Source organism: Microbacterium sp. NPDC086615, assembly GCF_040686055.1.
In the GTDB taxonomy this organism is placed as follows: Bacteria; Actinomycetota; Actinomycetes; order Actinomycetales; family Microbacteriaceae; genus Microbacterium.
In genome coordinates this window covers 24,948-35,535 of sequence record NZ_JBFBJJ010000025.1, presented here as the reverse complement: position 1 = coordinate 35,535, position 10,588 = coordinate 24,948, and the positions used below count along the sequence as shown (strand labels likewise).

Genomic DNA, 10,588 nt, shown 5'->3' with positions numbered 1-10,588 from the left:
CCTCCGGGCGGCTTGGTTTCCGTGGGAGGCTGGTGAACGCGCTTGAGACCTTCCACAAAAGACGCTATGCGCGTCGCCCGGCGAACCGGGCGACGCGCGTCGTGAGGAATCAGGCGTCAGGAGACGAGCGCAGCGTTTCCGGCCACGATCGTGAGCTCGTCGTTCGCCATCGACAGGAAGCCGTCCTCAGCGTTGGCGAGGATCTTCGAGCCGTCGGTGCGGGTGATGCGCACCTCGCCCTGGGCGAGGATCGCGAGCACCGGCTCATGCCCCTGCATGAAGCCGATCTCACCCTCGACGGTCTTGGCCACGACGAGCGAGGCCTCTCCCGTCCACACCTCGGCGTCGGCCGACACCAGGCTCACGCGCAACGACATGTCAGCCGTTCTCCTTCTGGATCTGCGCCCACTTGGCTTCGACGTCGGAGATGCCACCGACGTTGAAGAACGCCTGCTCGGCCACGTGGTCGAAGTCGCCCTTGACGATCGCGTCGAACGACTCGATGGTCTCCTTGATCGGGACCGTGGAGCCCTCGACACCGGTGAACTTCTTCGCCATGTAGGTGTTCTGAGAAAGGAACTGCTGGATGCGACGTGCACGCGACACGACGATCTTGTCTTCCTCGGAGAGCTCGTCGACACCGAGGATCGCGATGATCTCCTGCAGTTCCTTGTTCTTCTGAAGGATCTGCTTCACGGCGGTCGCCACGCGGTAGTGGTCGGCACCGATGTAGCGCGGGTCGAGGATGCGGCTCGTCGACGTCAGCGGGTCGATGGCCGGGTACAGACCCTTCGACGCGATCTCACGCGAGAGCTCGGTGGTGGCGTCGAGGTGCGCGAAGGTGGTCGCGGGAGCCGGGTCGGTGTAGTCGTCGGCCGGGACGTAGATCGCCTGGAGCGAGGTGATCGAGTGACCGCGCGTCGAGGTGATGCGCTCCTGGAGCACACCCATCTCGTCGGCGAGGTTCGGCTGGTAACCCACCGCGGAAGGCATGCGGCCGAGCAGCGTCGACACCTCGGAACCCGCCTGCGTGAAGCGGAAGATGTTGTCGATGAACAGCAGCACGTCCTGCTTCTGAACGTCACGGAAGTACTCCGCCATCGTCAGGGCCGAGAGTGCGACGCGCAGACGCGTCCCCGGCGGCTCGTCCATCTGGCCGAACACGAGGGCGGTCTTGTCGAAGACACCCGCCTCTTCCATCTCGCCGATGAGGTCGTTGCCCTCACGGGTGCGCTCGCCGACACCGGCGAACACCGAGACACCACCGTGGTCCTGCGCGACGCGCTGGATCATCTCCTGGATGAGGACGGTCTTACCGACACCGGCACCACCGAAGAGGCCGATCTTTCCACCCTGCACATACGGGGTGAGGAGGTCGATCGACTTGATGCCGGTCTCGAACATCTCGGTCTTGGACTCGAGCTGGTCGAAGCTCGGCGCCTTGCGGTGGATGCCCCAGCGCTCGGTGACCTCGATGGTCTCGCCGGGAGCGGCGTTGAGCACCTCACCCGTCACGTCGAAGACCTTGCCCTTGGTGACGTCGCCGACGGGCACCGAGATGGGGCCGCCGGTGTCGCGCACCTCCTGGCCGCGGACGATGCCGTCGGTCGGCTTGAGGGCGATGGCGCGGACGAGGTCGTCGCCGAGGTGCTGCGCGACCTCGAGGGTGATCTCGGTCGACTCGTCACCGATGGTGATCGTGGTCTTCAGCGCGTTGTAGATGTCGGGGATCGCGTCATGCGGGAACTCGATGTCGACGACCGGGCCGGTGACGCGCGCGACGCGTCCGACGACGGCCGCGTCGGTCTTCTCGGCGGTGAGGCTCATGGCTTCTTCTCTCCTTGGGAACTTACTTGCCGGATGCCAGGGCATCGGCGCCGCCGACGATCTCGGCGATCTGCTGCGTGATCTCCGCCTGACGCGCGTTGTTGCGCAGGCGGGTGTAGTCGGTGATGAGTTTGTCGGCGTTGTCACTGGCCGACTTCATGGCCTTCTGCGTCGCGGCGTGCTTGGCGGCCGAAGACTGCAGAAGAGCGTTGAAGATGCGGCTCTGGACGTAGACCGGCAGGAGCGCGTCGAGAACCGTCTCGGCGTCGGGCTCGAACTCGTAGAGCGGGTAGATCTCGGACTGCGCCGGTGCCTCATCGGCCTCGATGACCTCGAGCGGGAGAAGGCGGACCGACTCCGGCGACTGCGTCATCATGCTGACGAAGCGGTTGTAGACGAGGTGGATCTCATCGACGCCGTCGTTGTCGCCGCCCGCGCGGTAGGCCTTGAGGACCGACTCGGAGATCTCCTCCGCCGTCGAGAACTGCGGAGTGTCGGTGTCGCCGACCCACTGCTCGATGCTCGGCATGCGACGGAACTGGAAGTATCCGACGGCCTTGCGCCCGACGAGGTAGAAGACGACCTCTTTGCCCTGCGACCGCAGCAGCTCGGCCAGCTCGAGACCCTCACGAAGGATCTGCGAGTTGAACGCGCCGGCAAGACCGCGGTCCGACGTGAAGATGACCACGGCCGAGCGGCGGATGTTCTCGCGCTCGGTCGTCAGCGGGTGGTCGACGGACGAGTACGTGGCCACCGCGGAGACGGCGCTCGTCACGGCACGCGCGAAGGGGGATGCCGCGCGCACACGCGCCATCGCCTTCTGAATGCGCGAGGCCGCGATGAGCTCCATCGCCTTGGTGATCTTCTTGGTCGTCTGAGCAGAACTGATCTTCTGCTTGTAGACCCGCAGTTGTGCGCCCATGATTCCGTTCTCGTGTCGCCGCTCTTAGCGACGGCCCTTGACGATCCGCTCCTGGTTGACGTCTTCCGCCTCGGCCGCGTCGACCTTCTCGGCGCCGACGACGCTCTGGTCGCCACCGGGCTGGAACTCGAGGGCGAACGCGTCGACCTTCTTCTCCAGCTCGGCGAGCGTGTCGTCGTCGAGCACGTTGGTCTCGCGCAGCGTGTCGAGCACGGTCGAGTTGCGACGCAGGTAGTCGAGCAGCTCGCGCTCGAAGCGGAGCACGTCCGAGACCTCGACGCTGTCGAGCTTGCCGTTGGTACCGGCCCAGATCGAGACGACCTGCTCCTCGACGGGGTACGGCGAGTACTGCGGCTGCTTGAGCAGCTCGGTCAGGCGCGCACCGCGGGCGAGCTGACGACGCGAGGCCGCGTCGAGGTCGCTCGCGAACATCGCGAAGGCCTCGAGCGAACGGTACTGCGCGAGCTCGAGCTTGAGCGTTCCCGAGACCTTCTTGATCGACTTCACCTGGGCGTCACCACCGACACGCGAGACCGAGATACCCACGTCGACCGCGGGACGCTGGTTGGCGTTGAAGAGGTCGGACTGCAGGAAGATCTGGCCGTCGGTGATCGAGATCACGTTGGTGGGGATGTAGGCCGAGACGTCGTTGGCCTTGGTCTCAATGATCGGCAGACCCGTCATCGAACCGGCGCCGAGCTCGTCGGACAGCTTGGCGCAACGCTCGAGCAGACGCGAGTGCAGGTAGAAGACGTCGCCGGGGTACGCCTCGCGGCCCGGCGGGCGGCGGAGGAGAAGCGAAACGGCGCGGTAGGCCTCGGCCTGCTTCGACAGGTCGTCGAAGATGATCAGGACGTGCTTGCCCTCGTACATCCAGTGCTGGCCGATGGCCGAACCGGTGTAGGGGGCGAGGTACTTGAAGCCGGCGGGGTCGGAGGCGGGAGCCGCGACGATGGTGGTGTACTCCATCGCGCCGGCATCCTCGAGCGCGCCCTTCACCGAAGCGATGGTCGAGCCCTTCTGGCCGATGGCGACGTAGATGCAGCGCACCTGCTTGTTGACGTCGCCCGACTCCCAGTTGGCCTTCTGGTTGATGATCGTGTCGATCGCGATGGCCGTCTTGCCGGTCTGGCGGTCGCCGATGATGAGCTGGCGCTGTCCGCGACCGACGGGGATCATGGCGTCGATGGCCTTGATACCGGTCTGGAGCGGCTCGTGAACGCTCTTGCGCTGCATGACGCCGGGAGCCTGGAGCTCGAGGGCACGGCGACCCGTCGTCGCGATCTCGCCGAGACCGTCGATGGGGTTGCCCAGCGGGTCGACGACGCGGCCGAGGTAGCCCTCGCCGACGCCGACCGAGAGGACCTCGCCCGTGCGGGTGACGCTCTGGCCCTCTTCGATGCCGGCGAAGTCGCCGAGGACGACGACACCGACCTCGTTCTCGTCGAGGTTCTGCGCGAGGCCCAGCGTGCCGTCCGCGAAGCGGATGAGCTCGTTGGCCATGACGCCGGGAAGGCCCTCGACGTGAGCGATGCCGTCGGCCGCGTCGACGACGGCGCCGACCTCGGTCGCCGCAGCGCCGGTGGGCTCGTAGGCGGTGACGAAGTCCTTCAGCGCGTCACGAATGACGTCGGGGCTGATAGAGAGATCTGCCATTGTCTTCCTTCGTTCGTGGGGCTGCGAGGCCCCCAGATCCACGCCCGTTCGGGCGGAAAGTCTTTAGCCTGCGATCCGCTGGCGGAGGTCAGCGAGACGTGCGGACACGCTCGCGTCGATGACGTCGTCCGCGATCTGCACGCGCAGACCGCCGACCACCGTCGGGTCGATCACGGTGTTCAGCGTGACCGCCGAACCGTAGCGAGCGCTGAGAGCGTTCTGCAGACGGGTCTGCTGCTCGGCGCTCAGAGGCGCTGCCGCGTAGACGGTCGCGACGATGCGCGTCCGCTGCTCGGCGACGATGCTCTCCGCGCGGCGGAGGAGTGCGCGCACCCGACGACCGCGGGCGTTCTGCACGAGCGACGACACGATCAGGGTCGTACCGGCGCTGACGCGTCCGTCGAGGAGCTTCGTGACGAGCGCGCCCTTTGCGGAGGCGTCTCCGAGACGCCCGCCCAGTGCGAGCTCGAGCTCTCCGTTGGCGGCGACCGTACGCGAGAACGAGAACAGCTCGGGCTCGATGTCGGCCGACTCCGCCACGGCGGTGGCGCGAACGGCGAGCTCCTCGATGCCCTCGACGAACTCGGCGGAGGTGGACCAGCGCTGCTGAGCGGCACTGCTGAGCAGCGCCACCGTCGCGGGACGGTAGGAAGAGCCGAAGACGGCCGACACCAGTCCCGCGCGAGCGGGAGCCGGCACCGACGAGTCGGACAGCGCGCCGCTCAGCTGAGCCGACCCGCTCACGGTGCCGACGGCAGCGAACAGTTCGCGCGCGACGTCGAGATCGACGCCCGAGGTGGAAGCCAGGGCCTCCGCCGTCGCGGTCCGCGCCTGAGTGGTCGCGCTGCCCATCAGTTACTCACCGGTCCCTGAGCCTGTCGAAGGGTCTCGGATGCCTCGAGCTCGGCGAGGAAGCGGTCGACGACGGCGTTCGCACGGGCGTCGTCCGACAGGGTCTCTCCGATCACGTTGCCCGCGAGGTCGACGGCAAGGGTGCCGACCTCGGAGCGCAGCTGGACGAGAGCGGTCTGGCGCTCGGCCTCGATCTGGTTGTGAGCGGCGGCGGTGATGCGCGCGGCCTCGACCGCGGCGGTCTCCTTCGCCTCGGCGACGATCTTGCGGCCGTCCTGGGTCGCGGTCTCGCGGATCTCACCGGCCTCACGGCGCGCCTCGGCGAGCTGGGCGGTGTACTGCTCGAGAGCGGCCTCGGCCTGTCGCTGAGCCTCGTCGGCCTTCGCGATGTTGCCCTCGATGGCAGCACTGCGCTCGTCGAGCAGCTTCGCCATGCGCGGCAGAGCGACGCGCCACACCACGAAGACGATGACGACGAAGCACACGGCCGACCAGATGATGTCGTAGACCGCGGGAATGAGCGGGTTGTGCGCTTCCCCCGCGGGCTCCGCGGCGAGTGTGACAAGAGCGTTCAGCATCCTGTCTCCTTACAGTGAGTCGAGAGCGGCCGGATCAGGTGAAGATGAAGCCGGTCGCGATGCCGATGAAGGCGAGCGCCTCGGTGAAGGCGATACCGATGAACATCAGCACCTGCAGGCGACCCGCGAGCTCGGGCTGACGGGCGACACCCTCGATCGTCTTGCCGACGACGATACCCACGCCGATGGCGGGGCCGATCGCGGCGAGGCCGTAGCCGATCGTGGCGACGTTACCGGTGACCTGGGCGAGAACCGTAGTTGCGTCCACGGATTTTTCCTTTCGGTTGGGTGGCTCGGCGTGCGCCGGGCCGCTCAGTGCTCTTCTGCGACCGCGAGCTGGATGTAGACCGCGGTGAGGATCGCGAAGACGTACGCCTGGAGGAAGGCGACGAAGATTTCGAACAGGGTGAAGGCGAAGCCGAAGGCGAGGGAACCCGCGCCGAGAGCCGTCCACCAGCCGCTGAGGTCGACCACGAAGAACTGCGTGGCCGAGAAGAACAGCACCAGCATGAGGTGGCCGACGACCATGTTCATCAGGAGTCGCAGCGTCAGCGTGACGGGACGGATGATGAAGGTCGAGAGGAACTCGAGCGGGACGATGATGATGTAGAGCGGCCACGGGACGCCGGAGGGCAGCAGAGCGTTCTTGAAGAAGCCGCCGGGGCTCTTCTTGATACCGGCGTAGATGAACGTCACGTAGGCGACGATCGCCAGCAGCATGGGCACGGCGATGACGCTCGTGCCGGCGATGTTCAGACCGGGGATGACACCCGTGATGTTCATGAACAACACCATGAAGAAGATGGTGGTCAGGATCGGCAGGAAGCGCTTGCCGTCCTTGCGCCCGAGGATGTCTTCGGCGATGTTGACGCGGACGAAGTCCAGGCCCATCTCGACGACGCTCTGGAACCGGCCGGGGACGACCGTCATGCGCCGGGTTCCGATGACCAGGAACAGCACGAGCACGAGCGTGGCCAGCATCTGCGTCAGGTTGATGCGGGTGATCGCGAAGATCGTGCCCTCGAAGAGCACCGCGTCGGGGAAGAACTCGCCGATGGACGGCGGGTGGAACTCCGCACCCGCGGACGCGAGGTTCGTGATCAGGGTCGCAGCTTGAGTAGTCAGCGCTGGCTCCAGCTTCGGGGCATCGGTGTGAACCGTTGCGACGATGGTCGGTGAGAGCACCCAGAATGCAGACCTGGAGTGATAACCCTGGTGCGGGCGGGTACTTACCCCACCCTATCAAACTCCCAGCGGATCCATGTGGCGCGTGCGACGGATCCTCTCGGCACCGGGGTATCCGGCTTGCACGACGGGCGACGGGACGATAGGCGGGTGGGCGTCGTCGTCAGGACCGACGGTCGCCCTCGTCGGGATCCGTGGGCAGGGATACGTCGCTCACGCTGGGGATGCGCATGCGCAGGAGCACGACGACGTCGACGACCAGGGACGCCACCACGCTGACCACCAGCGCGACGTAGAAGATCACCGGGCTCACCCACGCCTGTTCCCGGAGCACGACGATGGCGACGATGAACAGCACGAGCTTCAGCAGCCAGCCTCCGAGCACGATGCCGAAGAAGATCGGGACGTACAGCGGGTCACCGAACCACCGATTGGCGATGAGGATGCTCGCGGCGGTCACCGCGAGGAAGACCGCGCTCACCGCGACTCCGGACAGAGCGCTGCCGAGACCTCCCGCTCCCCCGACCGCGAAGCCGACGACCGCGCCGACGACGAGCAGGACGACGGTGACGATGCCTCCCCAGACCAGGGCGGTTCTCAGCACCGGGGTGCTGGACGGGCGACGGGCGGGAGTGATGCTGGTCATGAGTGGGGCTCCGGTGGGGTGGGACGCGTACGCCGCGGCGCGAGTCGCCAGCGATGCGGGGAGGGAAGAACGGTCAGCACCGCGCAGGCGATGACGCCGACCGCACCGAACAGGATGCCGAACAGGTAGTCGCCGGGCCAGCTCTGCTGGGTTCCGATGTACATGAGCAGGAAGGCCAGGCTCACCACGGCCGTCCAGGAGTAGAAGATGAGGACCGCACTGGTGTCGGTGTGCCCCATGTCGAGCATGCGGTGGTGCAGGTGCTTGCGATCCGGCGAGAAGGGCGATCGACCCGCCCACTGGCGGCGAGCGACGGCGAGGCCGAAGTCCAGCAGGGGAAGGAGGACGATCACCACCGGCAGGAGGATCGGGATGAACGCACCCAGCAGCTGCGAACGGCCGATCTTCTCGGGATCCAGGACGGCCGGGTCGAGCTGACCGGTGATGGCGATCGCCGAGCTGGCCATGAGCAGTCCCAGCATCAGGGCGCCGGCGTCGCCCATGAACAGCTTCGCCGGCGTCCAGTTCATGGGGAGGAAGCCGAGACACGCGCCGACCAGCACCGCCGCGATGAAAGAGGCCAGGTTGAAGTAGGTGCTGGCACCGGTGTCCCGCACGAGCAGGTACGAGTAGGCGAAGAAGACCCCGTTCGCGATGAGGCAGACGCCCGCCACGAGACCGTTCAACCCGTCGATGAAGTTGACGGCGTTCATCACCACGACGAGCGCGAAGACCGTGAGAAGGAAGCTGACCCAGCTCGACCCCACCGTGAGGGCGCCGATCGGCAGCGACAGGATCTGCAGCTGACCGAACCACGCGATCATCCCGGCCGCGACGAACTGCGCGCCGAGCTTGATCATCCAGTCCAGGTCCCACAGGTCGTCGGCGACCCCGACGAGCACGATGAGCAGAACAGCGCCGAGCAACCAGAGAACGGGGGCCGGGTCGACCCAGAAGATCGAGAAGTACGGGTTACGGCTCGACAGGGCGAAGGCGGCGACGACGCCCAGGAACATCGCGACGCCACCCAGGCGAGGCGTCGGGGTCTTGTGGACATCCCGATCCCGGATGCCGGGATAGAGCTTGAAGCGCAGGGCGAGCTTCCACACCACCCACGACAGCGCGAGCGTGACCGCCGCCGTGAAGAGGATGGTGAGGAGGTACTGGGTCACGGACCCGGCGCCTCGGCATCCGTGTCCGACGCCGCACGCGCGGGCTCGCCGTTCGACGCGTCGACGCTGGACGCATCGGCAGAAGCCGCGGCGGGGGTCGGCACGGGAGCATCGGGGTCGGGATCCGGCTCGAGAAGATCCCCGAGCACCTCTCGCAGACGTTCGCGGGAGACGGCGCCCTCTCTGAGGACACGCACGCGAGGCTCGGCACCGCCGACGAGGGTGGTGGCATCGACGATCGTGGACGCGATCCCCGTCTCGCTCGGGCCGGAGTCGAGGTAGGCGGCGACGCTGTCGCCGAGCATGTCGCGCGCGGCGTCGATGTTCACGGCCGCAGCCATGCCGGTGCGGTTCGCGCTGGAGACGGCGAGAGGGCCCGTCTCTTCGAGGAGCTCGAGGGTGAGGTGGTGAGCCGGCATGCGTACGGCGACGGTGCCGTGGGTGTCGCCGAGGTCCCATGACAGGGAGGGCTGAGCGGGGAGCACGATGGTGAGCCCGCCCGGCCAGAACTCGCGCACGAGGTCGTCGACGGCGGGAGGGATCTCGGCCACGAGCGCCCGCAGGGTGCCGACGCCGGCGACCAGGACCGGCGGCGGCTGCTGGCGACCGCGACCCTTGGCCTCGAGGAGACCGGCCACGGCGCGGGCGTTGAACGCGTCGGCGGCGACGCCGTAGACGGTGTCGGTGGGAAGCACGACGAGTTCGCCGCGGCCGATCGCCTGGCGTGCATGGCGCATACCCGAGAGCAGCTGCGACTCGTCTCGGCAGTCGTAGACAGGTGACATATCGCGCGCCAGTCTACTTGCGCGTCGGAGGCTCTTCACTCCCGACGGCGCGTGTCAGGGGTGCACCGCCGTCGTCGCCCGGTCGCGCGAGGTCAGGTCCGGGTGCGTCGCGGCAGCGCGCCACCCGTCCGCCGTCAGGAGATCGCGGATCGCGGGGCCCTGCCACTCGCCGTGTTCGATGACGAGGGTCGCCCCGGGGTGGCCGAGCCGCAATCCGACGCGCGAGAGGTGGCGCACGGCATCCAGCCCGTCCGGTCCGCCGTACAGCGCGGCCGGAGGGTCGTACAGCCGCACCTCCGGATCGCGGGGGATGGCGTCGTCGGGCACGTACGGCGGGTTGGATGCCACGACCGACACGGTTCCGTCGAGCTCGGGGAACGCCTCGGCGAGGTCGACGAAGGCGAGGGTGACGTTCTCCGCTCCGATCCGGGCGACGTTCTCTTTCGTCCAGATGAACGCGTCGACGCTGTTCTCGGCGGCGAACACCCGCGCGTGCGGAACCTCGGTGGCCATCGCCAGGGCGATCGCGCCGCTACCGGTTCCGAGATCGACGGCGATCGGCGACTCGGATGCCACGGCTCCGAGCGCGTTGATCGCCAGCTGCGCGACCATCTCGGTCTCGGGCCTCGGAACGAACACGCCCGGACCGACGGCCAGCTCGAGCGAACGGAACGGGGCGACGCCGGTGAGGTGCTGGAGGGGTTCGCGGGCGCAGCGACGATCGGCGAGCGGAAGCAGCTCGGCGGCGGCGGCGGGTGGCATCCGGTCTCCGCGGATCGCGGCGGCCTGCACTCCCCCGCGCGAGAGGTGCAGCACGTGCCCCACGAGGAGCTCGGCGTCGACCCGCGGGTCGGGGATGCCCGCGACTGCGAAACGGGCCTCGAGGTCGCGGACGACGTCGGCGACGGGAACGGCCGTGGGGGCGGGGGGTGGTGCGGTCTCACGCATGACGGGGTCCGAGCCTA

12 protein-coding genes are annotated in these 10,588 nt (G+C 67.7%); all 12 read right to left on the bottom strand.

Annotated features, from left to right (window positions below):
- Positions 1–116: 116 nt before the first annotated feature.
- The 12 genes from AB0O24_RS17470 to prmC all read right to left on the bottom strand — a co-directional run bounded on the left by AB0O24_RS17470 (position 117) and on the right by prmC (position 10,571).
- Positions 117–377, bottom strand: coding sequence for a F0F1 ATP synthase subunit epsilon (locus AB0O24_RS17470; RefSeq protein WP_058597269.1), 261 nt, complete (start codon positions 375–377; stop codon positions 117–119).
- Position 378: 1 nt separating this feature from the next.
- Positions 379–1,827, bottom strand: a complete 1,449-nt coding sequence (gene atpD, locus AB0O24_RS17465) for a F0F1 ATP synthase subunit beta (protein WP_275797264.1) — start codon at positions 1,825–1,827, stop codon at positions 379–381.
- A gap of 22 nt (positions 1,828–1,849) precedes the next feature.
- Entirely contained in the window at positions 1,850–2,749 is a 900-nt protein-coding gene (locus tag AB0O24_RS17460; protein WP_058627821.1) for a F0F1 ATP synthase subunit gamma, read from the bottom strand.
- Positions 2,750–2,773: 24 nt separating this feature from the next.
- The gene (gene atpA, locus AB0O24_RS17455; RefSeq protein WP_058597266.1) at positions 2,774–4,405 is read right to left on the bottom strand and encodes a F0F1 ATP synthase subunit alpha; all 1,632 of its coding nucleotides are present in this window, start codon (positions 4,403–4,405) and stop codon (positions 2,774–2,776) included.
- Positions 4,406–4,468: 63 nt separating this feature from the next.
- Positions 4,469–5,257, bottom strand: a complete 789-nt coding sequence (locus AB0O24_RS17450; RefSeq protein ID WP_275797261.1) for a F0F1 ATP synthase subunit delta — start codon at positions 5,255–5,257, stop codon at positions 4,469–4,471.
- Complete coding sequence (locus AB0O24_RS17445) at positions 5,257–5,835, bottom strand: F0F1 ATP synthase subunit B (RefSeq protein ID WP_275797259.1); 579 nt, start codon at positions 5,833–5,835, stop codon at positions 5,257–5,259. Before AB0O24_RS17445 ends, AB0O24_RS17450 begins: the two co-directional genes overlap by 1 nt.
- A 34-nt stretch (positions 5,836–5,869) precedes the next feature.
- Positions 5,870–6,103 carry a F0F1 ATP synthase subunit C gene (gene atpE / locus AB0O24_RS17440; protein ID WP_043360904.1) on the bottom strand — a complete coding sequence of 78 codons (234 nt, stop codon included), beginning with the start codon at positions 6,101–6,103 and terminating at the stop codon, positions 5,870–5,872.
- A 44-nt stretch (positions 6,104–6,147) separates the two neighbouring features.
- On the bottom strand, positions 6,148–7,020 hold the full coding sequence (gene atpB / locus AB0O24_RS17435; RefSeq protein WP_275797246.1) for a F0F1 ATP synthase subunit A: 873 nt from the start codon (positions 7,018–7,020) through the stop codon (positions 6,148–6,150).
- Between the two features lie 163 nt (positions 7,021–7,183).
- Positions 7,184–7,666, bottom strand: coding sequence for a hypothetical protein (locus AB0O24_RS17430; RefSeq protein ID WP_275797244.1), 483 nt, complete (start codon positions 7,664–7,666; stop codon positions 7,184–7,186).
- A complete protein-coding gene (locus AB0O24_RS17425; RefSeq protein ID WP_275797242.1) occupies positions 7,663–8,838 on the bottom strand; it encodes an MraY family glycosyltransferase in 1,176 nt (391 codons plus the stop codon). Before AB0O24_RS17425 ends, AB0O24_RS17430 begins: the two co-directional genes overlap by 4 nt.
- The gene (locus AB0O24_RS17420; RefSeq protein WP_275797240.1) at positions 8,835–9,623 is read right to left on the bottom strand and encodes an L-threonylcarbamoyladenylate synthase; all 789 of its coding nucleotides are present in this window, start codon (positions 9,621–9,623) and stop codon (positions 8,835–8,837) included. The genes AB0O24_RS17425 and AB0O24_RS17420 overlap by 4 nt, the downstream gene beginning before the upstream one ends.
- Positions 9,624–9,677: 54 nt before the next feature.
- Complete coding sequence (gene prmC, locus AB0O24_RS17415) at positions 9,678–10,571, bottom strand: peptide chain release factor N(5)-glutamine methyltransferase (protein WP_275797238.1); 894 nt, start codon at positions 10,569–10,571, stop codon at positions 9,678–9,680.
- Positions 10,572–10,588 lie beyond the last annotated feature (17 nt).

Coding starts and splice junctions, on each gene's coding strand:
- AB0O24_RS17450 (WP_275797261.1), bottom strand. CDS start 5,257: ATGGGCAGCGCGACCACTCAGGCGCGGACCGCGACGGCGGAGGCCCTG.
- atpD (WP_275797264.1), bottom strand. CDS start 1,827: ATGAGCCTCACCGCCGAGAAGACCGACGCGGCCGTCGTCGGACGCGTC.
- AB0O24_RS17460 (WP_058627821.1), bottom strand. CDS start 2,749: ATGGGCGCACAACTGCGGGTCTACAAGCAGAAGATCAGTTCTGCTCAG.
- prmC (WP_275797238.1), bottom strand. CDS start 10,571: ATGCGTGAGACCGCACCACCCCCCGCCCCCACGGCCGTTCCCGTCGCC.
- AB0O24_RS17445 (WP_275797259.1), bottom strand. CDS start 5,835: ATGCTGAACGCTCTTGTCACACTCGCCGCGGAGCCCGCGGGGGAAGCG.
- atpA (WP_058597266.1), bottom strand. CDS start 4,405: ATGGCAGATCTCTCTATCAGCCCCGACGTCATTCGTGACGCGCTGAAG.
- AB0O24_RS17470 (WP_058597269.1), bottom strand. CDS start 377: ATGTCGTTGCGCGTGAGCCTGGTGTCGGCCGACGCCGAGGTGTGGACG.
- AB0O24_RS17430 (WP_275797244.1), bottom strand. CDS start 7,666: ATGACCAGCATCACTCCCGCCCGTCGCCCGTCCAGCACCCCGGTGCTG.
- AB0O24_RS17420 (WP_275797240.1), bottom strand. CDS start 9,623: ATGTCACCTGTCTACGACTGCCGAGACGAGTCGCAGCTGCTCTCGGGT.